Below are 21842 nucleotides of genomic sequence, written 5' to 3' on the forward strand. Positions count from 1 at the left end.
GTTGGGGCCCGATGGGGGGGCGTCGGCGGTCTACTTGCATTACAGTGTTGTGGTATCAAACTCGCAGGATAAGTTTATAATAGGTCGGCGTATAATACCATTTTAGATTTTAGATTTGAAATTTGAAAATTGCGAATCACTGATTATATAAGGGTTTGGATCGCGGGCTTACAGTCGGATTCTTTTGGGAAACTAATTTAAATGACCAAGCCCAAAAACAGGTACAAACCCCGAAGCGGCCGGGTAGTTGACCCTCCGAGATTCATTTCTGAAATCTGAAATCTGAAATCTAAAATCTAAAATGGACTGATACACTTATCAGCCGAGTCCGCCACTGCCAATTCGAGCTTTCTTCTAGGCTGATGCAGACTTCTAATAATTGTAAAGATTTCAGGATAGCACTCGGTTAAAGCAAAATCCTTTGAAAAACATGAGAAATTTTTGGAGTCCGGCTATTTGGGGATTTGCGATCGCCATTGTGAATAATTCTTTGATACCGGATGTGTGGGCATTTCAGCCTCCACCTGCTGTCGCTGTTGTCGATCGACCAACAAAAGCACAGGGCGCGGATGTAGCGGCCCAGTTGACGGAAAAAAGCGAAAAGTGGGACGTAATAAACAACCAAACTATTTCCAGTTTCCCGAGTCTGTTTTGGGAAATCAACAATTTATCTAAAATTTCCTATTCGCAATTGCTCGAAGTGCTCGCTAGAGGAGCCGACTCAGACAATACCGCGAGAGAAAATGCTGCACAACCCGAAGATATAGCACGTTTTGAAAAGATTGTACAGTATGCAAAACAACAAAATTTGCCCGATCGCGCGATCGGAGAAATCCTACAGGCGATCGCCGACAATTTCCTAGGAAAACCCTACGCCGAGAATTTGCTTGACAATTCCGGCAAAGAAAAGTTGATCGTAACTTTAAATAAATTTGATTGCGTTTTATTTGTCGAAACCGTTTTGGCTATTTCGCGAGGCGTAGCCGTCAAAGATTACGACTATCAAAACTTTGTAAATCGCCTAGAACAACAGCGGTATGTAAACGGTAAAATGAACGGTTATTGCAGCCGCCTGCACTATTTTTCTGAGTGGATTAACGACAATCAAAAACGGAAAACAGTAGAAAACATCACCGCTGAATTAGGCGGAGTGCCCATGAATAAAACACTAAATTTCATGAGCCAGCACCGCAGCAGTTACCCGCAAATGGTCAAAGACGAAGCAACTTATCAGTGCATAGTCAACCAAGAAGCAGACTTAGCCAAAACGATTGTTAATTACATCCCGACAAATCGGATAAAAAGTATTTATTCTCAGTTAAAACCGGGGGATATTGTGGCGGTAGCCACGGATCTTAAAGGATTGGATGTCACCCACACGGGTTTTGTGTACAGGAATGCAGACGGGAATCTGGGCTTAATTCATGCTTCGCCGGCTGGGGCTGTGACAGTTGCTTACGACTTGCAAAGATATATTAGCAGAGTCGAAAGCGCGATCGGCATTGTAGTCGTTAGGGCGATCGATCCCAGATAAAGATGATAGGGAGCATCTCACTTTTGCAGCCAAGCTAGAAATTGGAGGTAGGAGGCAGGAGACAGGAGACAGGAGGAAAGAGGAAGAAAGAAGGAGTCAAAAGAAGTATTTTTACAAATATGAGATGCTCCCAGATGATATCTGAGGTTATCAACAGAAAAAACTAAAGCCCTTACTAAAAACCTGTTATAACTTTTGGTATTTTTGCATGATTTTATGCTTCAGACAAACCACCAAAACCCACTCCACAATACACCCCAAAATATAGCCGATAAAATTCTCGCAAGCAAAGCTGCTAAGCTGTCGCGCAAATAAACATTGCATATTCAGGGTGATGCTCAGAGCAACGGCCCACTCATTGTTTTATTGTTTTTTACATAAAATTTAAATACCGCAACAGCTTAATTGCCTCTTTCTTCTGAAAAGGAGATAATTTCATGCTTTGCAGCGATCGGCATTTCATGCTGATTTCATAATTGCGTGTAATTCTAGAGAAGTAAACCAATTTGGAGTATCTCAGGTAGCAACATTTTCTTTCGCTACTCTATCTCTAGTCTCAATGAAGTGAGCGTTCTTCAACTTCTTGGCAAAGAGAGGATTTTCATTTCTTCTACTTAAAGTCCTTGCTATTAGCCGGTTCCAAAAAGTTTTTTCGACCGCTCTTCAAAACTATGTAATTTGGTTCCACTGCTATGCTGCTGACGCAAGAATTATAAGTGAAGTCATCCATTCTCTAAACCACTATTCACAATTTCATCTAGTAAACGACATGGACAATACTTTCATTGCAACTTATTTTGATTGGGATCACCGGACTCCACGCAAACGCCATCGCTTGGCTAATCGGGTATTGAATAAATTGCAATTGAACGGTCAAGTTATTCCAAAAACGCCTGGTATGGCAAGTATAGAAGCTCGAATGAATATTTTTCATTTGGCGAGCCAAACAGCAGCATACAAAGTAGATGGTGATGTTGTCGAAGTGGGTTGTAATGCGGGCGAAAGCTCCATTGTGATCCAAAAAATTCTGAATGAGTATGCGCCGGAGAAACAATTTCATGTGTTTGACAGCTTTGAAGGGCTTCCAAAACTACAAGAAGACGATATAAAAGATGGAATATACGCTCAAGGTTCGATGACAGCTAAACTCGACAAATTCAAAAAGAATTTTTCCGATGTTGGACTGGATCTACCACATATTCATAAAGGATGGTTCGAGGATACTGTTCCTTCATGTCTTCCCGATCGGATAAGCTTTGCAATTGTGGACGGCGATATATATAGCTCTACTAAATATGTACTGCCCTATGTGTACGAGCGTCTAACGCCAGGAGCTATTTGCTTATTTGGCATTTATTATGATGAAAAGGTGTTTTCACGTCCATATACTGCTGAGCCATTCAAATCGCCTGGTGTAAAACGTGCTTGTGACGAGTTTTTTAAAGACAAGCCTGAAAAAGTCTCTGTACTCTATGCTTGTGAGTATTCCAACGGCTATTTTCGCAAGTTGTAGAGACAGAGCAGTTTTATGGGGATAATAATCGGGTGTTTCTATCGTTAGAGTGTTTCATCACCTTCGTGAATAGGGAACTCCTCGGAATTGGGCGATCGGTAATAAATCTGGTTTATTGCCGATCGCCAACACCTAATAATGACGCAAATCCGTCCATTGCATCCCTAAGCGGGCTAGGTGCTTGTGGCTAACCTTACGCTACTTAACAATCAAGGACGAAACTCCTGACTACAAACCAAATTAATTGATAATTTCGTTGCGAGATACCTTACTCTTTCTAGCAGGATTTGGCGTTAATTCCGCCGGTGAGGCTTGAACAGTTCCCCAATCCTTCAAAAAGCTTTTCAGCAAAACCTCTTGCTGAGTGCGGAATTCCTCGACATTTGCCCCTCGATTCATAATAACAAACCATACTGTTTCCTGTTTTTGAGTTGGCAGCGCTCCGCCCAAAGCGCTAACATTGTCCAACGTGCCAGATTTGACTACTGCTAATTTTGGCAACGGTCGTTCAGAAAGGATTCCTTCATCTTTTCCAACTACAGTTAAGACATCGGCAACTGTCATGCTGTAAGGTTTAAGATAGCCTTCTAAAGCTATAAACAATGCACAAGCAGCGCGGGGAGAAATACGGTTATCTTCGCTCAATCCCGAACCGTTGACGAGTTGAATTTCGGCGGGAGGAACTCCAGTTGCTGCTGCTGCTTTTTGTGCAACTATTTTCGCGCCGCCGACACTATCGGCGAGCATATCTGCCATGAGATTATTGCTGTACTGATTCATTTTTTTGATCAGTTCGGTGAGGGGCAAAGAATAATGTTTGACTAAAGGCACGCTGGTGGGAGGTGCTGGCACAACTTTGACAGTACCATCAATTACTATTTGAGGTTTTGGGGTATTTGGAGCTAGTGTTTGATACTGGACGGCGGCTTCGCTGGGCCAGTTTTGACTGTTGAATGCTTGTTTGAGCAATTCTCCTGATTTGAGGGGATTTAATTCAAAGTTCATGTAAAATTTATCGACAATTATCAAATTACCAGTGATGCGCTTGATGCCTTTTTGATTTAAGGTGTTACCGAGGGCGATCGCCTCTTCCCAAACAAACAAAGGATCTTCGCTACCCTGAATAATTAAATCGCCTTTTAATACGCCGTTTTCGATCGTCCCGTCGGTACTAATTAAAGTAATAAATTGATGTTCCGGCCCGAATTCTTGCAGGGCTACCAGAGATGTTGCTACTTTGGTAATGGAAGCTGCTGACAGAGGAACAGTACCTTGATGGTTGGCTAACAAAGTATTACCCGATTGCATCCAGATTCCTTGGTCTTCTTTGGCAGAACCTTGGGCTGTCAATCCGTTGAGATATTGCTGAATTTTGGTATTTGTGGCGGTTTCAGGATTGTTGACAGAGACTGTTAACGGCTGACTCGGTTTAACCGGCGGCGGGGAAGATTCGGCTACAGGAGAGGGAGTTGCAAGTTGGGGTGATTCCGTAGCGGCGCATCCGGTAATAATTGTGAGAATGGCGATCGAACTTACAGCAGTCAAGTAGCGGTTTTTCAGCATTACCTTAATTTTTTCCATCAAATTGACCATTCATCCTGCGGCACACCCGATGGAAAGTTTAGCATTAGCTGCACCTCTTCCTTCTCTTATCTTCCTCCGCGCACTTCGCGTCTTCTTGCTTTCGTTAAATAGATATTCCCCCAATGCTTCGGGATTGGATATTCAGCGCCTGGGGCCTTCACCCCAGGCCGGGCAAATTCAAGGGTAAACTGGTTTATCCAGCCATACTTCCCATACTCAGCGGCACCATTTCCCCGTGCATCGTCAGGCCTAATAACATCGGCTCATTAACTCGGATTGCTTCTCCTGTAAGCGCGCAGCGTTCCTCTTGCTGTGCTGTGGCATTAATACTGGCTCGAATATCCTCTCTGCAAAACATCTGGCGATACTCTCCAGACTTCTGCTGGACGTAATTCCAGAGCAAATCTCGAATCAAAGCTTGATAGCCTTGATTCCCGGCGAGCTCTTTGAGTCTCTCCTTGAGTTCTCTTTCTAGTCGAATGCTGGTGACTTCCATTTCGGTGGTTGACGTTCTAGGTAAGGTATGCATTATTTTTCTCCGTGACAGGTAGACATATGTGTAATATCAGTGTAGTATGTTTAAAGCTAGATTTAAAGGTCTCCGATCGCTTTGTGCTTACTGTGATATTTCTCTCCACCAATTCCACCTATCAACCGCAGCGCGGCGATCGCCCTTGGGGTTGCAGCGACTCGTCACTGCGCGTCTTGATGGCGAGTTTTGTCACCGTCACAGCAATCTCGCGGGCGCGTATAAGCCCAATTAAACCCGGTTATAGTGGATTAAGACAAAATGCAGAAATTAATTACAACCAGGTAGACCGGGACGGTCTGGGAGTGGCACAGCCAGAGAAAGATACGCGAAGCGGGAGGTACAGCTAAAAAAACTGTACCGATACAGGATGAAAATTTGCATGAAAGCAGTTTTTTTGGCCCCCGCTTCTGTACGACAGAAGCGGGGGCATTTGATTGGATATTTGAGAAATTGGGAAAGGCTTGGGAAACTGGCAAAAAACCAGATTCAGCCAATGCTGGTGCAATACCCAAAATCCTAAATCTAAAACTTGTTTTGAGCGAAGTCGAAAAATTTTAAATTCTTCAATCTCACAATGCTGGTGAAACATCCACAAATCCCAAATCTAAAATCTAATCATGCTGGTAAAAAACCCAAAATCCCAAATCTAAAACTTGTTTTGAGCGAAGTCAAAAAAATTTAAATTCTTCAATCTAAAATCCTAATGAAGAGGAGGCAGCCGTGACCGTACTAACTGATGTATTGAGGCAATCTGTGGTGGTGTTTTCCCAGAATTACCTACCGATGAGCCGTGTCAACATCAAACGGGCGATCGTACTTTTGGTAACAGGCAAGGCCCAAGCTCTGGATTATAGCACCGGCAATGGCTGGCTGGTGCGATCGCCCACTACCAGCATCCACGTACCCGAACACATCCGCTTGACTTTTGCCAACAGCGAACGCCTTTGGAAAGTGCCACCGGTCAATCGCCGGGAAGTCCTGCGCCGCGACGCTCATTCTTGTCAATACTGCGGCAGCAACCGACAGTTGACGCTGGATCACGTCATGCCTCGCTCGAAGGGCGGGCTGCATACTTGGGACAACGTGGTGACTGCTTGCGAAGGATGCAACTCTCGTAAGGGCGATCGAACTCCCATAGAAGCTCAAATGCCTTTGCGAACTAAACCGAAGTCTCCTATGCACCCCACTGTGGCTTTTTCCGAAATGTTTTGGCACGAATACCAAATTGGGGAATAGGAAATTTGTCATTAGTCATTAGTCATTAGTCATTGGTCATTGGTCATTAGTCAATCAAAAACAACTGACAACTAACAACTGTATTTCGCGATCGCATTTGCGACCCCAGAAACGAGGTTTCTTAGTACATTGCTGGTGAGTCGTCCCAAAATTCGTGTATAAACCAGGTTTCTCACTGCCCATGCGTAATGCGCGAACCAATGACTAATGACTAATGACTAATGACTAATGACTAACAACTAACAACTAATGACTAATGACTACTGACTACTGACTACTGACCAACTTTCAATTTCAAATTTAGGGCTGTCAATATGCTGAAGTTGACTTACACTGAAACGGGCTTTAATCTAGAGCGTTTGGCTCAATCTCCCGAACAGTTAGTGGCGCTGCGAGTTGTGCTGGCTATGCGAGTTGGTCAAAGCATCAGCGTCGAACCGAGCACTGCGGCATTTTTGCTGCCGGCGAATTTGCCGGCGCTGTCTCTGTTGGAATCTGAGGCCCGCCGAAATGATAGCGAGGCGATCGATCTTTGTGTTGCTGATGCTGATTTTGTGGAAGTGACTCTGCGCGGTACGTGGATTTATGACGCGTCTGAGGGGGCCCAGGGCGTGTTTGCGACTGTTTTGGGCGATCGGGCCGAGCGATTGCTGCTCAAACTCTGGCTGGAAACTCAGGCTGCTGCGGAGGTTGTCGGGGAAGTTGGCGATTAATATCGGATAGATGAAGTCATTAGTCATTAGTCATTAGTCATTAGTCATTAGTTATTAGTCATTAGTCATTGGTCATTAGTTATTAGTCATTAGTCATTAGTGATTGGTCAGATGATGAAGTCATTAGTCATTAGTCATTGGTCATTAGTCATTAGTCATTGGTCATTAGTGATTTGTTATTAGTGATTGGTGATTGGTGATTGGTGATTGGTGATTGGTCAGATGTTGAAATCAATATTTTTGGAGCATCTGAATATTTGTAAAAACACTTCTTTTGACTCCTTCTTTCTTCCTCTTTCCTCCTGTCTCCTGTCTCCTCTTTCCTCCTGTCTCCTGTCTCCAATTTCTAGCTGGGCTGTTTTCCGACAGAGATGCTCCCGCTGCGATCATGGCGTATAAATTAGGTTGAAGTAAATGCCGTTATCTTGCAAATTGTCGCCTTTATCGCTAATTCTCACCAAAGGAAAAGCGTAATCTACGCGCAGGTTCACCTGCGGTATCGGTTGCCAAATTACCCCCAAACCCACACCACCTAAAAATCTCTGATTCGTTAATTTATTAGGATTGTTGGGATTATTCCACACCGTACCCGCATCCAAAAAAGGCGCTAATTGAAGTTTGGGATTTCCCGAAGCATCGCGCTGCAAAGCAATCCGATCCTCGACCGACACTCGGAAGCCGTTATCGCCAGAACGGGCATTTTGGCGGTAGCCGCGCAAAGATTGTCCGCCACCAATTACAAATTGCTGGGAAGGTAACAAACTATTAGCAGACAACTGTAAATCTGATTGCAAAATTAATAAATGTTTGTCGTTCAATCGCTGTACTCGCTGCACTTGACCAAGCCAACTCAAAAATTGTCCGTCAGGGACAGAACCTTCGTTTTGAGTAGCATCAAACAAGCTAGTGCCGATCGTAAATTGCGATCGCAAGGCCCAAGCACCCTGCGGGTCGCGCCGAATGTAGTCCTGTCCCAGCTTAATTGCAGTGGTAGTGCTGACACCCTTGGAGTCCGGGCCGATGCCAAAAGGAAACGGTTCGCCGGCGAGAAAAGTTCTGCTTGTCTGATAAGTAACACCGGCAGATAAGGCAAATTCTTCCCTCGGCGTTCTCCGCAGCGGCTGGCGGTAACTTAATTCAAATAAATGCGATTTTCCTGAAATATCAAAAGCGTCAAAAGGTGCTTGTACAATACTGTTGCGGTTCGGTGCCGCCCTCAGTTGCAAAGTGCCGTTCATGGCATTTAGCGGGATGCGGTAACTGAAATCGAACAAGTCTGAATCGCCTAGCGATCGGTAATAAGCCGCCGCCAGTTCGTCGCCATTTCCTGTGATATTGCGATGCCGCACACTTACCCCCAATCTTTCGGAACCGACGCTGGGAGGCGAGTAGTTGTCAAAGCTGAAACTAGATTGAAACGGATTAGCTTCGGTCACTCTGACGATCAGAATGCTCTCGGCTGCATTATCTCCAGCCCGCAGACTGGCTTCTACATTGTCGAATAAAGGATCGACTCGCAGCAGCCGGAGTTGGTTTTCTAATGAAGATGTGCTTAAAGGTATTCCGGCACCGAGTCGAATTCGGCTGCGGATGTAACTTTTATGCACTCTTTTATTTCCTTCTACCTCAATTCGGGCTAGCTTGCCTTCGATCGCTTGAATTTTGACTACCCCTGCGGTGATAGTTTGGGGTGGCAAGACTGCTCTGGAAGTGATGTACCCGCGACTGAGGTAAATTTCGGTAATTTTGTCGGCGATTTGTTGGATCTGTTCTAGGGTGGCAGAACGGCCCTCAAACGGCTTGATTAAGGCGTTAATTTCGTCTTCACTTAATATGGTGCTGCCAACTACTTCAATTTTCTGCACCTGAATTATCGTATTCGGCAGCGGCTGCGGAACTGGTGACGGGGGTTGGGGCGCAACTGTTGGTGGTGTTTGGGGAGGTTGTGGGGAAGGCTGCGGGACTGGTTGCAGAAATCGATCGCGATTTGGATCTGGTTGAGTCGGGGGCGGTGGCAGGTTTGGAGGTGTCTGGGGTTGGTTTTGGGCTAAAACATTGCAATCTAGGGGGTTATGACATTTTGGCTGGCTGTCTGCGAAATTTTTGGCTTCGGGCGACAGGCGCGTATCACAATCTGTTTGATTAATTGTAGAACAGCGATCGGGCTGATTCTCGATCGGGCTGCTTTCGGGAAAATCGGGGAGTTGATTTAAGTTGGTTGCAGTTTCATCTTGTTGGATTTCCAGTTTTTGGAGTGCTAATGCTTCGTTGTCCGTATTTGCTGAGTTGTCAGCGGCCGAAAACTGAGAAATATCATTTATTTGGGATATAGCTTTATTGGCATAAAAGCAAGCGATAGGAAGGGCTGTTAGAAGTGAAATCCCCAACCGAAATATTGCAATATTTGCTCTCGGGCGCATAATTAATGTGTTTTGTAAAATAAGTTTGTCTTCTGCTTGACTCTGCAAGTTTACCATTTAGTATTGGGCGCAATTTTACTATAAAAATTTGAACAGTCCGGCTTTCAAGAGGCAAGCGAAGCTGAAATGCTCATGAACACAAAAATTTGAATTTATTCAGGACGATCGACAAACAAACCCCCAACACCCCCAAAATCATCTGTGGCGCTGGCAGATACCGCCCTCGAAACCGAGTTTTTGGTACGCCGCGCACAAATAGAATTATTTTTTGGTTATGGGTGTTAACTCACTGGCGACTAATGGTGCTTGGGCGATTTTGCCGAGTTCGACCGAGCTTAACACTTCTGACCACTTGGTGGCTAAACTGGTATCGCTGGGAGACTCTAGGCGCAGTTGAGCTAGAGTTGCCAGGTACTCGTACCAGAGACCTTGTTGGGCGAAGATGCTGAGCTTGGCGTGACTGTCGGGCGATCGATCCAACTGTGTTTTCACTGTTGGGGCGAGTGCGGTGCGGTTGATCCACCCGGACACGAGAACATCATCTGTATAGCTTTGCGGGCTACATTTGATAGTAAAGTACCATTGATAGTTTTTGCCCACTTCCAGGGCTGGCGAGTTGCCGTCGGAGCCTAGGCTGACGCTAACGATACCACCACGGCTAGTTACCATCCGAAAACTTTTTTTGTATACTGTTTTGTCACTTTCGTCTGCTAACTCAAACTGAACTGTTTTGTCAACGGCTGCGGGAATGTAGTAGAAAAATGTCGGCTTTCCTGATATGGTTTGCCCCATAGTTGATTGGGGAATCAAGGCTGTGATCGGAGTGGGGCAGACTAAGCCCCTGGTTCCTCCCCCTTCCCGCCTTCCGGGTACTCCCTGTTCCGGCGGTTGAAAGTTATTCCAAGCGGCTCCGGGTTGCTTGCTGTTGGTTCTGTTTCCCGTCTGTCCGGGGGGTTGAGCTGTTTGCAAGTTGAGGGGTAGCTGCGGTGTTGAGGGGCGGTGGACGCTTTTTGCGGGGCTGTTGATAGCCTCCGCTGGTATAAAGAAACTACCGGTGCCAACTGCCTGTAAAGACAGAATTAAAGAAAGGGCGCTGGTATTGAGAGCAGACTTCCAAGCCATGATGAACCTGCCTTCTGATGAACCTAAGAACTCGATGCACATTTTTATTCTACCCAAGGTTTTGGCGGATATAGTAATCTGTTGTACTTAATTTATATGTTCAGACAGATACGATTAGTTTGGCTGCTGTGACGGAAATAGAATTCTGTGTAGCGTTTTGGCGCGGTGGTTTAGTGGTTATACTTAGCTGCATTCACAGCAGCAAGTTGGGTTGACCTTGTTACACCCAATTTTGACAATGACTAATATTCCGGGTTTTTTAACTACGACGACAGGCTAAAACTTGTATTTTCGTAAACAAACCCGGTTGATGCGTTAGTTTTGGAGACCGGGAATCTCGGTAATGAAGACCGGTGGATCTCAAGCGATCGGCTACAAGTCAAAAGTCAAGTTTTCTGTACAATACCGACAAGAAATTTAGCATGAACCTCGATTCACCAGTTATCTCGGACAAACAGCCTTCGGGGCTGCGAATGGTCAGACCGATCGGTGTATCTGCACTGCACGGCATTGCTTTTTTGGGAAATCGGTTGTTCGGTGTCGATCGCGCCGAAGGGCTGCTATTGGAGATCGATCGAGAAACTGACAACACTACTGTTTTGAATCCTTATCAAACGGTTAAGTTTGCGGGCGCAACCGGGCTGGCTATTTGGGAAGATACTCTCTGGTTTGCGCGAGGTCAGGATATTTGTTGCTGTCCGGGTGCAATTCGCGATGGGGCGATCGCACAACTCAAACCGGAACATTTTGTTTCCCTTTCTTATCCAGTTGACGGGATTGCGATTTGGCAATCTACGCTTTACGTGACTTGCCAGAGATTGGGCTATATTCTGGTTTTTGACGGGAAAACTGGTCGGGAAATTACTCGATTTTTTGCTCCGGGTATCGGAGTAGAAAATATCACAATCCGGGATGAGGAAATTTGGATTTGCGACAAAACCGAGCAAACTGTTTACTGTTTGGAACGGGCCACAGGAGAAATTAAATTTAGCATTTTGACTCCCTTTGAATATCCTTCTGGTTTGGCTTTTCACAAGGATTCAGAGACGGGAGAAGAGGTTCTCTACGTGGCTTATGCGGGCGATGAGCTTTATATCCGGGATGACCCGAATTCGGAAGATCCTTTTCAGTTGACGAAGCGCGATCGCACTTTTATTCACCCTTTGTCTTTTCACTACAATGAGGCAGAATGCTACGCTTTGTCAAACGGTTTTTTGATAGAAATGTCCTATGTGGAGGAACTGTCTCCTCTGGATGAGGTAGAAATCGACAATTTGGAGTGGCGGATTGCTTTACCTTCGGAAACTCACCGGCAAAAGGTGAGGAAAATTACGCCAGTCGGGATGCCTTTTACTGAGGAAATTCAGGAAGGGGAACGGGTGGCGGTGTTTAAGTTCGATCGCCTGATGAAGGGGGAACGGCGAATTTTTGGCTGGAAGGCTTTGTTGGAAGTGCGATCGATTAAGTATCAATTGTCGCCTCGGGATGTGGAAAAAATTCCAAAACTGTCGCCGGAGTTTGAAGCTAAGTATTTGGTGGATAATGATAATTTGGCGATGGATACGGAGATTGTGCGATCGGCTGCGGTGGCCTCAATTGGCACAGAAACTAACATTCTCAGGCAATTGTTGAGCATTCGCAATTTTGTTTACGACCAACTTTCTTACGGAATCAGACCTCACATAGATACACCCGATATTGTACTGCGGCGCGGCATCGGTTCTTGTGGCGAGTACGTAGGGTTATTGTTGGCTTTGGCAAGGTTAAACGGGATTGCTTGCCGCACAATTGGGCGTTACAAGTGTCCGGCTTTTGCTGACAGAAAAGGTGTGCCGCTGGAACCTGATTTCAATCATGTTTGGCTGGAGTTTTATATTCCGGGCTTTGGCTGGGTACCGATGGAATCTAATCCCGATGATATTCAAGACAGAGGCCCTTATCCTTTGAGATTTTTTATGGGCTTAGCTTGGTACCACGTAGAAATTGGCAAGGGAATTCGGTTTCAAAGTCTCACCAGCGGGGGCGTTCCTCTGAAGAAGGAGGATGTTTCCGTGGGGACTTTGGCAATTAATCATGTCCGGTTTACAATTTTGGAAGAGTTGTTGTAAGGTTTGTAGTGAGGAATGCGAGTCTGCAGAGTTTGATGAGGACTTATATTCCTCGTTACAAACTAATTTGATTGCGGTTGTGCGATCGCACATAATCTCAAATCTAAGCCAAGCAGGAGGGGTTGTGGAATTTTCTATTGCTAATTTTCTCGTTTTAGTGGCCTTTGTACTGCTGGTGACTGTCACAGGCGGGGTTGCATATTTGACTTCGGTTGAGTGGCGCGATCGCAGGCGGTTAGATAAGGCTAAACGGAAAAAATAGTCGCTGTTTGCTATTGACAAATTGCATTTTTTATTAAATAAAATAAGACGACCCCAATAGGTCGTCTTGTTTTTTGGTTGAGGTATTTTTACCGCAGATTAACGGAGATTAACAGAGTTGATGCCGATCGACTATTGGTTAATTATCCATCCGCGAATCAGTTCGTTTACCTGTTCCGGTACTTCGTCATGGGGACAGTGACCGGCTTTGATAAAGTGTTCTGTCAACTGCGGATAGTGTTGGCGAAATTTGGCGCTTCTGTCTGCAGAATTCATCCACGGATCGCCTTCTCCCCACAGCATCAGCAGCGGAGAGGTTAATTGACTCAGCAATAGGTCGATCTTTTCACCTTGGGGCGTTCGGAATACGGAGGCGAATACTTTGGGTGCACCGGGATCGCAGGAGGGAAGGTAAATTTCTTCTACTAATTGGTCTGTGACGGCGCTTTGGTCGAGATACACTTTTTCTAGAGTTTTCCGAATTGTCGATCGCTGGCGCGCGTACTGGAACAGCAGAAAACTTGCCCAATCTTGCTGGAATAAGGTTTTAGCTACCACAGATATAGCTTTTTGCACGGGCGGGGCTTCGGGTGCCGGTTGGGGTTCGCTGAAGGGGCCGGCGCTGTTGATTAAGATGAGTCCGGCGGCTGATTCGGGACGCTGGGCGGCGACACACAAGGCGGCGTAGCCTCCGAGGGAGTTGCCGGCGAGGACGGCGGGCCGGCCGATGACGTTGGTGATGAAGTCGTGGAGTTGGTCGCGCCAGAGGTCGCCGCTGTACTGGATTTCGGGTTTTGCCGATCGCCCAAATCCGATCAGGTCGATCGCCCAGACTTCAAAGTCTTTGCTCAGGCCGCTGATATTTTTGCGCCAATGGTCTGTGGACGCGCCAAAACCGTGAATTAACAGCAAGGGAGGGTGTTCGAGATGCCGATCGCCGGATCGGACGTAGTACACTGAATGGCCCCGCCACTGCCAGTAAGTGCCTGCTATAGGGGCTGTGGTGATGGTTGGGGTGGTTTGCATAATGTAAAGAAATAATTATTTACTTTAACTATTGTATCGCGACGTTCAGATTTACAAAGTTCGGTAAACGCGCATGAGATTCGCCAGCAAAGGATTTGTCAATTTTGGCCGGTTGGGCGATCGCGAGTTCTTGACTCATGTGAAATAAGTTTTGTAACAAATATTGATTTAATCAAGATTACTGCAGTGCGATTTTTTTGCGCCGACCGGCATAGGAGAAATAGATGAGATCTTGATGGCAACACACCTAGGTATGATGTTCGTGCCCTAAAGCGGCCAGATCGCTCTGTGGGGCGAGAGAGTCTGGCGCGATCGGCGATGGTTCTAGGGCTCGATGTTTTAATAGATATTTTAGATTGTTTATGGCTGGGGATCGTTTCGTACCGCGACTGTTTGCGGCTTGGGAGATGTCGCGGCGATCGCCCGTGAGTTGCCTCGATCCGAGATCAAAAATCTGGTGCAAGTGAAACTGATAAGTAAAATTACTGAGGGTTGCCGCTATTCGTTTCTGAGAATCGCAGAATATTTTGTGACGTTGTTTGCTTTGCTTAAATGCTCAAATACTCTAAGATAGAAATAGAGTGGCGCAGCTCAATTAATTAGCATTTTGAATACTAGGGAGCCAACTTATGCAGGGTGTGAAGTTCATCCACCTGAAAGTTAGGGAGTTTTCTGAGTGATTGCTATTTCAACCCGTCCGACCGGACGCAATTGGATTACGATTAGCTTCGCTTCTACCCTATACCTTTGTCCTGTTTTGGATCTGCTCCTAGCAGAGGTTCCACAGCGGTGGCAAGCGGAATTGCGGTTAGGGCTTCAAGAAGCTTTGGTAAATGCGGCTAAGCATGGAAACAAGTTAGACCCCAGTAAAACAGTTGGAGTCCGTTTTTCGATCGTCCAAAACCAATACTGGTGGGTGATATCGGATGAAGGTGCTGGCTTTAAAACTCCTTGCGGTTGCGATCTTGATACCGATAATTTTGACAGTCTCATAGCAGAGGATGTTGCAGATAACTCTGCACTCCCCCATGTGGAACAAGAATGTGGTAGGGGGCTGTTTATTCTTTACCAAATATTCGATCGGGTAGAGTGGAATTCTCAAGGTACAGAGTTACGGCTGTGCAAAGAAGTTTCCAGTCGCTACCGGCTGCCTCGTTTGCACTAAAAATGATATTTTGCAGCAGTTTTAGGTTCGGCTAGACTGGCAAATTTTTTCGTTTCCCCGCTGAAGCAGGGATTGAAAATTTGGATTATCTGGCTATTGATACTAGATGATAATGCAAAATTTGAGTTTTGAGTTAGAAAAGTATAAAATCTTTTTTAACTCGCAATCGCGCTGCTCGATCGAGCGGCGCGATCGTCTGATTTTTTAGCAACAAATCCGCTGTTCACCTCAAGACTCAGCGACTCACAATTATTTGCCGTGGGTGGGACAGGGAGGAGCAGAGATCGATCGATCCAGCCATCCTGCGGCTTGTTGTAAGCGCGGGAGAGCTTCTTCTGGCTGTTTTTTGAGCAAAAACACCAAAGCGGCCGCAGCTTGCTCGCCCGCCCGCGCAGAACGGTTGGCTTTGAGACGGTGCCAATCTTTTTCGGAGATGGCGAGGCGCGCTGCTAGAGCTTGAGCTAGTTCTACCGTGCTAAGCTCGTTGAGGTTGACAGTTTGGGTTGTTTGTGCGGTTTCAAGCATAGGTGGCAATTATAGGGATTTGGCTAGGGTTTCTGAATTTTTTAAATAACTGCACATAATAATAACAATTTAATTGGGAATCGGTTTTTTTTATTCTCGTCAGGTTTGCAGATCGAAATGCCTCAACAGCCGTCAGAGTTAAGTCAAAAAGAGCAAGAAGACGAGTTTGTGCAGGCGATCGCAGCAGTGGAGCGATCGCTCGCAGCCGTCAAAGAGCGTTACACTCAAATTCAGGTCGATCGACAGCGCCAAGACGAACTCGGGCACCGGCGCGAAGACGTGCGCCAGTCTCTGCGCCAAAATCCATTGCCGCAACTCAAGCAAGAATTGCGGAAAATTGAGCAAGAATTGGAAACGATCGAGTTAAATTTAGAAAGCAGCCTGTTTTCTTGGGGAAGCATAAAACAACCTTTTTGGCAAGCAGTTCGCTTTGGGGGACTCGGCATTTTGATCGGTTGGATTTTGAAATCCTACGCGGGTTGAATTATGTTGGGATTTATGATTTTTTTTACCGCAGAGGGCGCAGAGGGCGCAGAGGAAGAGAAAAGAGAGAATTTTGGTGCAAAATATTAAATAAACAGGAGTGGATATTATGACAAGTCAACGAATTGCAGCAATTTTGCGCGGTGGTGAACCGGGCGAAACTGTCACTGTTCAAGGTTGGGTGCGTACTAAGCGCGAATTGAAAGAATTTGCCTTTGTGGAAGTTAACGACGGTTCGGCGATGGCTAATTTGCAGGTAGTCATCAATGCTGATTTGCCGGATTTTGAAAATATACTCAAACAACTTAATACAGGTGCATCTTTAGAGGTGTCGGGAGTGCTGGTAGCGTCACCTGCGAAAGGACAGCGAATTGAGTTAAAAGCCTCGCAAGTACAAGTTTACGGCGAAGCAGACCCGCAAACTTATCCGCTGCAAAAAAAGCGCCATTCCTTGGAATTTTTGCGGACAATCGCCCATTTGCGGCCGCGCACAAACACCCACGGCGCTGTGTTTAGAGTCCGCAATGCTTGTTCGGCGGCGGTACACCAATTTTTTCAGGAACGCGGCTTTTTGTGGGTTCACACTCCAATTCTCGCTGCTAGCGACTGCGAAGGTGCGGGGGAGATGTTCGCCGTTACCAACTTTGATTTAAAGAATGTGCCGCGCACGGATTCGCAAGAGGTTGATTATGCGAAGGACTTTTTTGGCAAGCGCGCTTATTTAACAGTTAGCGGCCAGTTGGAAGCGGAAGTTATGGCGATGGCTTTCGGCAATGTTTACACTTTTGGCCCGACTTTTCGAGCGGAAAATTCTAATACTTCGCGACATTTGGCTGAGTTTTGGATGATTGAACCGGAGATGGCTTTCTGCGATTTGCAGGGTGATATGGATTTGGCTGAGGCGTTTTTAAAGTACATTTTTAAGTACGTTTTGGAGCATTGCCCGGAGGATATGGAGTTTTTCAACGAGCGGATTGATAAGACGGTTTTGGCTACTGCTGAAAATATTATTAACAATCAGTTTGAGCGGATTACTTACACGGAGGCGATCGCACTTTTGGAAAAAGCCGACAAAAAGTTTGATTTTCCCGTAAGCTGGGGCTTAGATTTGCAGTCGGAACACGAGCGCTATTTGGCTGAGGATTTGTTTAAGAAGCCGACAATTGTCAGCGATTATCCGGTCGGAATTAAAGCATTTTATATGCGTTTAAATGAAGACGAGAAAACCGTGCGAGCTATGGATGTTTTGGCTCCGAATATTGGGGAAATTATCGGCGGTTCCCAGCGGGAAGAACGGCTGGATGTGTTGGAGCGGCGCATGGAAGCGCAGGGGATGAATAAGGAGGAGTTGTGGTGGTATTTGGATTTGCGCCGCTACGGTACTGTGCCTCACGCTGGCTTTGGTTTGGGGTTTGAACGGTTGGTGCAATTCATGACGGGAATGGGGAATATTCGCGATGTAATTCCGTTTCCGAGAGCGCCTTTGACTATTGATTTTTAGTTGCAGACGGCGGTTGAAACCGCACCTACAAAAACAAACTCCGCCTCCGCGGACTGAAGACAATAACATAATCTTCACAGCGTGTTCTTTAACCCGCAGAGGCGGGTTTGGTCTGTATAGACGCGGTTTCAACCGCAAGCGTCTTCTTTTCCCATCTCAAATATAAAATCTCAAATGGTATGAGTTAATGGTTCTTCAAATCTCATCAAGTTCCACAACACCAACTGTCACCTGGGAACCCCTACCAGCCGACTTTGTTTTACCGGACGATCCTGTGGAAAATATTCAACAACCGCCTCTTGCTGCTGCTCTCACCGATGCTCTGGGAGCCGCTGGACGCATTGAACAGATCGCCCTGATCGGTTCCAATTTTGGACTGGTAGCGACGGTAAATAAGCAGACTGTCGTTAAAGCACCGGATTGGTTTTTCGTGTCGCAAGTGCATGGAGTTGCAGAGGGCACGATTCGCCGCAGCTACACGCCGAATCTGGAGGGTGCGCCGGTATCGGTGGTGATGGAGTTTTTGTCTAATGAAGATTACGGCGAATTGTCCGTGCGATCGACTCCTCCCTACGGCAAGCTCTACTTCTACGAACAGATTCTGCAAGTGCCAACCTATGTGACTTACGACCCCTACGAACCCAAGCTGGAAGTGCGGTATTTGCTCAATGGAGCCTATGAAACGCAGGCTGCTGATGCGTCAGGGCGGGTGCGGATTCCAGAGTTTGATTTGTGGCTGGGGATTTGGTCGGGGGAACGGCTGGGCCAAACTATGAATTGGCTGCGCTGGTGGGATGAAGCTGGAAATTTGCTGCTGTGGAGTTCGGAACAGGCGGAATATGAACGGTTGCGGGCCCAACAGGAACGCCAGCGGGCGGAACGTGAACGGTTGCGGGCGGATTTATTGGCGGCTAAGTTGCGGGAGTTGGGTGTTGATATCGATCGGCTGGCCTGACTCGGGCGATCGGGGAAATCGCTACTCAATCCAAATTGACCATAGGGCGCTTCAAACCCAGCATTACTGCTTGAATGCGATCGGGTTCAAATTGGTATTATAGCGCGATCGCTTACCAACTAAGCATTAATTAGATCGGCCAGATCGGGGGAAAGAAAGAAGTGGGGAAATAGTAAAGTCTCTAAATAGTGAAAGTTTATTCCATAAAGTTTTTTAATTTCCTTAATCTGTCCAATAATCTGCTCCTTATTGATACTATGATTGCTTTTAATTCCCACAATCATTATATTTTTACTCGTATGTTCAGCAGCTATAAACTCAAAAACCTTAGTCTTATAGCCAGACAATTCAAGTAAAAGCGCTCTCAATCCATCAGTCACTATTTCCGATTGCCTCTCCAGCAAAATACCAGACTTTAGGAGATCCTTCAAAACCATATTCGGATGAATTTGTTTCCTAACTTGCTTGTGGCAGCATGGTGCTAGGATGATCAAAGAAGAATCAGACTGTATCCCTTTATAAATTGCATCATCTGTTGCAGTATCGCAGGCATGAAGTGCGATGGTTATGTCTGATTTTTCTGCGCTATAGTTACTGATGTTTCCTTGGTTAAAATATAACCTTTCAAAATTAACTGATTGGGCAACAGAGTTACAAAAATCCACTAAATGTATTCTGCTTTCTATACCAATCACCGATGCTTCCTTGTCTAAAATATTGTTCAGAAAATCATATATTGCGAAGGTTAAGTATCCCTTGCCTGAACCCATGTCAACTACAGAAATATGACTTTTTTCTGCCAATCCTGATGATTCAACTAAGCCATGTATGATTTCCACAAACTTATTTATCTGTCTGAACTTATCTTCCATCGTTCTTACGACATTACCTTGACTATTGGTAATGCCTAATGCTCTGAGATATACATTATTTTCTGATTCAATATACCGTTTCTTCCTGCGGTCGTGTTGCTGCGGAGTCGTATCAACAGGATTGGTAAAAGTGGGCTTGATAAAATTAATTTTAGGGTTTTTATTTTTGCCATACTCAAGTTGAACATCTTGCTCGATCGAGAATAATCTAATACTCATAAATTCACTGCCAATCAGGGTTTTGATTAAATCTAATCCCTCTTCGATTGGGTGATTTTTGACTATTTCCTTAGTTTTGTAACTATAGGTGAAAGAAAGCTTTATGCTTGCTTTTAATTGTACAATTCTCACAATAATTTTAGTTAAACCGTCTTCTCCTCCTCTATACTTTCCTAAAGTTAATCTGATGAATTCTTGACTTTCTATACTAGAACCTAGGATTAACTCGAATTGCTCTTGTGTGGTTATATTCATTATATTATTCATTAGCCGTAAGGTTCGCACTCGAAAATTTATATCAAATTCGTTAGCATCGGAATCGTAAATTCACAGTTAACAGTTAACAGTTAACAGCTAACAGTTAACATCATGTATGAGTGCAACCGGAATTGATATTACAAATTAGATTCACAATCTCACAGTGACGCACCACACAATAGTCTGGTGCGTCACAGGAATCATCGATTAAGTCGCGGACGGAATTGTGATATCAACAGATTGCACTTTTACCGCAGTTCCCAAACTCGATAGTGGCGGTTGAATTGCCGCAGTATTTCCCACTACTAATGTTACCAGATTCTCCGGTTTCAAGTAAGTCTTGGCTACGCGCTGCACGTCGGCAATTGTGGCTGCTTCGATGCTGCGGCGGTAGCTAAAAATGAAATCTTCGGGATAACCGTAGTATTCGTAGCGCATTAATCGCGACAATGTTTGACTCGGATTTTCAAATTTGAAGATGAAAGAATTGAGGGTGGAATCTTTAGCAAAAGCTAATTCTTCGGCGGTAATTGGTTCGGTGCGAATACGATCGATCTCAGCGCGAATTGCCTTGATAAACGGTACTGTCGCGTCCGATCGCGTTTGGCCACCAGCGACAAACACTCCCGGATAGTCATATCTCGGACTCCAAGCGGCGTAAACTGTGTAAGCTAAACCTTGGCGCGATCGCACATTATTGAACAAACGCCCGCCAAAACCGTTCAAAACCCCATTCATCACGTCCAAAGCACCGTAATCTGGACTGTTGAGCATTCCGCCCAAATGTCCCATCTGCACGTAACTTTGACTCAATTGTGGCTGGTTTACAAAAAATACGCCGCCCTCCTTTGCGGGCGATACCGTTGGTAGCGCTGGCACTTCTGCATTTTGAGTCGGTTGCCAATTCCCGAATTTTTGCTCCACGAGCGATCGCATTTTAGCAGTATCAAAGTCACCCGAAATACCCAAAATCATATTCTTGGGGTGGAAATACTTCTGGTAGAAACTCACCAAATCGTCGCGAGAAATATTTGCGATAGTCTTGTATTCTACCGTGCGGGCGTAGGGACTGCGATCGCCATAAATTAACTTTTCAAACTCGCGCCCGGTAATATCGTTAGGATCGTCATTGCGGCGGGCGATCGCACCTTGAGTTTGATTCTTCGCTAAATCCAACTTTTCCTCTTCAAAAATTGGCTCTTGAATCACCTCCGCAAACAAGTCAAACACCGATTCCAAATCTTCAGCTAAAGCACTAAAATTAGCGCTACCAGAAGTAACATCAATCCCCGTTTCTACCGCAGCCGCTTGCTGTTCTAGCAACTGATTTAATTCATCAGCCGTATGCCGGCCCGTGCCGCCAGTTCGCATCACTTCTCCCGTCAAACCTCCCAATCCAATTTTATCTGCAGGTTCAAAGCGATCGCCCGTGCGAAATAGCGCCGTTCCCCCGACTAACGGGAGTTCCCTGTCTTCCATCAGATAAACTCGGATGCCATTTTTTAGCTCGAAGCGAGTGTATTTAGGCAGTTTAATTTCTGGCACCGCCGGGAATGTTAATTCGTCATAGTGTTTGGGCCCTGCCGCGAAGGAAGGTAACAAATTAAACGTGCCCAATGAAACAGTAAAAATGCAAAGTGATAGCAGAAATAACTTTACTTTTTTTAGTTTCAATTTAGTCCTTTTCATTCTTTCTCCTAAGTTTAATCTGTTGACAATTCGACGAGGCAGAGCCTCGGGATCTGCATTTCCAGGCAGAGCCTGGAAACGAGTTTTTTTTACCTTTTTAACTGGTTTAACTGGTTCCCGGGCTAT

The 21842-nt window shown here is 45.6% G+C and carries 22 protein-coding genes; 12 read left to right on the forward strand and 10 right to left on the reverse strand.

The annotated features are described in order from the left end of the window. The first annotated feature begins 430 nt into the window (after positions 1 to 430). On the forward strand, positions 431 to 1534 hold the full coding sequence (locus IQ263_RS04425; protein ID WP_194066355.1) for an N-acetylmuramoyl-L-alanine amidase-like domain-containing protein: 1104 nt from the start codon (positions 431 to 433) through the stop codon (positions 1532 to 1534). A 186-nt stretch (positions 1535 to 1720) separates the two neighbouring features. Here IQ263_RS04425 and IQ263_RS04430 read toward each other — a convergent pair whose 3' ends face one another. Further along, positions 1721 to 1858, reverse strand: a complete 138-nt coding sequence (locus tag IQ263_RS04430) for a hypothetical protein (protein WP_194066356.1) — start codon at positions 1856 to 1858, stop codon at positions 1721 to 1723. 445 nt (positions 1859 to 2303) lie between these two features. Between IQ263_RS04430 and IQ263_RS04435 the strand changes: the two genes are divergently transcribed. Then, a complete protein-coding gene (locus tag IQ263_RS04435; RefSeq protein ID WP_194066357.1) occupies positions 2304 to 3047 on the forward strand; it encodes a TylF/MycF/NovP-related O-methyltransferase in 744 nt (247 codons plus the stop codon). 240 nt (positions 3048 to 3287) lie between these two features. Here the strand turns inward: IQ263_RS04435 and IQ263_RS04440 are convergent, their stop codons facing one another. Next, a complete protein-coding gene (locus IQ263_RS04440) occupies positions 3288 to 4640 on the reverse strand; it encodes a D-alanyl-D-alanine carboxypeptidase (RefSeq protein ID WP_333193310.1) in 1353 nt (450 codons plus the stop codon). 184 nt (positions 4641 to 4824) lie between these two features. Beyond that, positions 4825 to 5160 (reverse strand): ribbon-helix-helix domain-containing protein, encoded by a 336-nt coding sequence (locus IQ263_RS04445; protein WP_194012344.1) that lies wholly within the window; start codon positions 5158 to 5160, stop codon positions 4825 to 4827. A gap of 26 nt (positions 5161 to 5186) precedes the next feature. On the opposite strand from IQ263_RS04445, the gene IQ263_RS04450 reads away from it, so the two are divergent. The 4 genes from IQ263_RS04450 to IQ263_RS04465 all read left to right on the forward strand — a co-directional run bounded on the left by IQ263_RS04450 (position 5187) and on the right by IQ263_RS04465 (position 7112). Further along, a complete protein-coding gene (locus tag IQ263_RS04450) occupies positions 5187 to 5510 on the forward strand; it encodes a hypothetical protein (protein ID WP_194066358.1) in 324 nt (107 codons plus the stop codon). Between the two features lie 28 nt (positions 5511 to 5538). After that, the gene (locus IQ263_RS04455) at positions 5539 to 5721 is read left to right on the forward strand and encodes a hypothetical protein (protein WP_194066359.1); all 183 of its coding nucleotides are present in this window, start codon (positions 5539 to 5541) and stop codon (positions 5719 to 5721) included. Between the two features lie 162 nt (positions 5722 to 5883). Further along, on the forward strand, positions 5884 to 6399 hold the full coding sequence (locus tag IQ263_RS04460) for an HNH endonuclease (protein ID WP_194066360.1): 516 nt from the start codon (positions 5884 to 5886) through the stop codon (positions 6397 to 6399). A gap of 314 nt (positions 6400 to 6713) precedes the next feature. Then, positions 6714 to 7112, forward strand: coding sequence for an alr0857 family protein (locus IQ263_RS04465; RefSeq protein WP_194066361.1), 399 nt, complete (start codon positions 6714 to 6716; stop codon positions 7110 to 7112). 386 nt (positions 7113 to 7498) lie between these two features. Here IQ263_RS04465 and IQ263_RS04470 read toward each other — a convergent pair whose 3' ends face one another. Then, the gene (locus tag IQ263_RS04470; RefSeq protein WP_194066362.1) at positions 7499 to 9589 is read right to left on the reverse strand and encodes a ShlB/FhaC/HecB family hemolysin secretion/activation protein; all 2091 of its coding nucleotides are present in this window, start codon (positions 9587 to 9589) and stop codon (positions 7499 to 7501) included. Positions 9590 to 9793: 204 nt separating this feature from the next. Next, on the reverse strand, positions 9794 to 10654 hold the full coding sequence (locus tag IQ263_RS04475) for a DUF928 domain-containing protein (protein WP_194066363.1): 861 nt from the start codon (positions 10652 to 10654) through the stop codon (positions 9794 to 9796). Positions 10655 to 11076: 422 nt separating this feature from the next. Between IQ263_RS04475 and IQ263_RS04480 the strand changes: the two genes are divergently transcribed. Then, positions 11077 to 12762, forward strand: a complete 1686-nt coding sequence (locus IQ263_RS04480; protein ID WP_194066364.1) for a transglutaminase-like domain-containing protein — start codon at positions 11077 to 11079, stop codon at positions 12760 to 12762. A gap of 124 nt (positions 12763 to 12886) precedes the next feature. Continuing rightward, on the forward strand, positions 12887 to 13024 hold the full coding sequence (locus IQ263_RS04485; protein WP_194010119.1) for a hypothetical protein: 138 nt from the start codon (positions 12887 to 12889) through the stop codon (positions 13022 to 13024). Between the two features lie 131 nt (positions 13025 to 13155). Here IQ263_RS04485 and IQ263_RS04490 read toward each other — a convergent pair whose 3' ends face one another. Together IQ263_RS04490 and IQ263_RS04495 are read right to left on the reverse strand one after the other, a co-directional pair. Beyond that, positions 13156 to 14049, reverse strand: coding sequence for an alpha/beta fold hydrolase (locus tag IQ263_RS04490; RefSeq protein WP_194066365.1), 894 nt, complete (start codon positions 14047 to 14049; stop codon positions 13156 to 13158). A 247-nt stretch (positions 14050 to 14296) separates the two neighbouring features. After that, positions 14297 to 14512 carry a hypothetical protein gene (locus tag IQ263_RS04495; RefSeq protein ID WP_194066366.1) on the reverse strand — a complete coding sequence of 72 codons (216 nt, stop codon included), beginning with the start codon at positions 14510 to 14512 and terminating at the stop codon, positions 14297 to 14299. 213 nt (positions 14513 to 14725) lie between these two features. Here IQ263_RS04495 and IQ263_RS04500 point away from each other — a divergent pair, with 213 nt between their 5' ends. Further along, positions 14726 to 15214 (forward strand): ATP-binding protein, encoded by a 489-nt coding sequence (locus tag IQ263_RS04500; RefSeq protein ID WP_194010121.1) that lies wholly within the window; start codon positions 14726 to 14728, stop codon positions 15212 to 15214. A 249-nt stretch (positions 15215 to 15463) separates the two neighbouring features. On the opposite strand, the gene IQ263_RS04505 is transcribed toward IQ263_RS04500, so the two are convergent. Next, a complete protein-coding gene (locus tag IQ263_RS04505; RefSeq protein WP_194010122.1) occupies positions 15464 to 15739 on the reverse strand; it encodes a DUF6439 family protein in 276 nt (91 codons plus the stop codon). A 117-nt stretch (positions 15740 to 15856) separates the two neighbouring features. Between IQ263_RS04505 and IQ263_RS04510 the strand changes: the two genes are divergently transcribed. The 3 genes from IQ263_RS04510 to IQ263_RS04520 all read left to right on the forward strand — a co-directional run bounded on the left by IQ263_RS04510 (position 15857) and on the right by IQ263_RS04520 (position 18678). Further along, positions 15857 to 16222, forward strand: a complete 366-nt coding sequence (locus IQ263_RS04510) for a sll0565 family protein (RefSeq protein WP_194066367.1) — start codon at positions 15857 to 15859, stop codon at positions 16220 to 16222. A 109-nt stretch (positions 16223 to 16331) separates the two neighbouring features. After that, positions 16332 to 17723, forward strand: coding sequence for an asparagine--tRNA ligase (gene asnS / locus IQ263_RS04515; protein ID WP_194066368.1), 1392 nt, complete (start codon positions 16332 to 16334; stop codon positions 17721 to 17723). A gap of 187 nt (positions 17724 to 17910) precedes the next feature. Continuing rightward, on the forward strand, positions 17911 to 18678 hold the full coding sequence (locus IQ263_RS04520) for a Uma2 family endonuclease (protein ID WP_194066369.1): 768 nt from the start codon (positions 17911 to 17913) through the stop codon (positions 18676 to 18678). Positions 18679 to 18797: 119 nt separating this feature from the next. Here the strand turns inward: IQ263_RS04520 and IQ263_RS04525 are convergent, their stop codons facing one another. Together IQ263_RS04525 and IQ263_RS04530 are read right to left on the reverse strand one after the other, a co-directional pair. Further along, the gene (locus IQ263_RS04525) at positions 18798 to 20024 is read right to left on the reverse strand and encodes a class I SAM-dependent methyltransferase (RefSeq protein ID WP_228049787.1); all 1227 of its coding nucleotides are present in this window, start codon (positions 20022 to 20024) and stop codon (positions 18798 to 18800) included. Between the two features lie 210 nt (positions 20025 to 20234). Beyond that, positions 20235 to 21716 carry a M16 family metallopeptidase gene (locus IQ263_RS04530; RefSeq protein WP_194066371.1) on the reverse strand — a complete coding sequence of 494 codons (1482 nt, stop codon included), beginning with the start codon at positions 21714 to 21716 and terminating at the stop codon, positions 20235 to 20237. Positions 21717 to 21842: the final 126 nt, after the last annotated feature.

The organism is Tychonema sp. LEGE 06208 (genome assembly GCF_015207505.1).
Taxonomy (GTDB): domain Bacteria; phylum Cyanobacteriota; class Cyanobacteriia; order Cyanobacteriales; family Microcoleaceae; genus Microcoleus.

Excerpts from the sequence above, each read along its gene's own strand:
- IQ263_RS04520 (WP_194066369.1), top strand. The coding sequence starts at position 17,911 with ATGGTTCTTCAAATCTCATCAAGTTCCACAACACCAACTGTCACCTGG.
- IQ263_RS04480 (WP_194066364.1), top strand. The coding sequence starts at position 11,077 with ATGAACCTCGATTCACCAGTTATCTCGGACAAACAGCCTTCGGGGCTG.
- IQ263_RS04475 (WP_194066363.1), bottom strand. The coding sequence starts at position 10,654 with ATGGCTTGGAAGTCTGCTCTCAATACCAGCGCCCTTTCTTTAATTCTG.
- IQ263_RS04470 (WP_194066362.1), bottom strand. The coding sequence starts at position 9,589 with ATGGTAAACTTGCAGAGTCAAGCAGAAGACAAACTTATTTTACAAAAC.
- IQ263_RS04530 (WP_194066371.1), bottom strand. The coding sequence starts at position 21,716 with ATGAAAAGGACTAAATTGAAACTAAAAAAAGTAAAGTTATTTCTGCTA.
- IQ263_RS04510 (WP_194066367.1), top strand. The coding sequence starts at position 15,857 with ATGCCTCAACAGCCGTCAGAGTTAAGTCAAAAAGAGCAAGAAGACGAG.
- IQ263_RS04525 (WP_228049787.1), bottom strand. The coding sequence starts at position 20,024 with ATGAATATAACCACACAAGAGCAATTCGAGTTAATCCTAGGTTCTAGT.
- IQ263_RS04450 (WP_194066358.1), top strand. The coding sequence starts at position 5,187 with ATGTGTAATATCAGTGTAGTATGTTTAAAGCTAGATTTAAAGGTCTCC.
- IQ263_RS04490 (WP_194066365.1), bottom strand. The coding sequence starts at position 14,049 with ATGCAAACCACCCCAACCATCACCACAGCCCCTATAGCAGGCACTTAC.
- IQ263_RS04425 (WP_194066355.1), top strand. The coding sequence starts at position 431 with ATGAGAAATTTTTGGAGTCCGGCTATTTGGGGATTTGCGATCGCCATT.
- IQ263_RS04440 (WP_333193310.1), bottom strand. The coding sequence starts at position 4,640 with ATGGTCAATTTGATGGAAAAAATTAAGGTAATGCTGAAAAACCGCTAC.
- IQ263_RS04445 (WP_194012344.1), bottom strand. The coding sequence starts at position 5,160 with ATGCATACCTTACCTAGAACGTCAACCACCGAAATGGAAGTCACCAGC.
- IQ263_RS04430 (WP_194066356.1), bottom strand. The coding sequence starts at position 1,858 with ATGCAATGTTTATTTGCGCGACAGCTTAGCAGCTTTGCTTGCGAGAAT.
- IQ263_RS04505 (WP_194010122.1), bottom strand. The coding sequence starts at position 15,739 with ATGCTTGAAACCGCACAAACAACCCAAACTGTCAACCTCAACGAGCTT.
- IQ263_RS04465 (WP_194066361.1), top strand. The coding sequence starts at position 6,714 with ATGCTGAAGTTGACTTACACTGAAACGGGCTTTAATCTAGAGCGTTTG.
- asnS (WP_194066368.1), top strand. The coding sequence starts at position 16,332 with ATGACAAGTCAACGAATTGCAGCAATTTTGCGCGGTGGTGAACCGGGC.
- IQ263_RS04435 (WP_194066357.1), top strand. The coding sequence starts at position 2,304 with ATGGACAATACTTTCATTGCAACTTATTTTGATTGGGATCACCGGACT.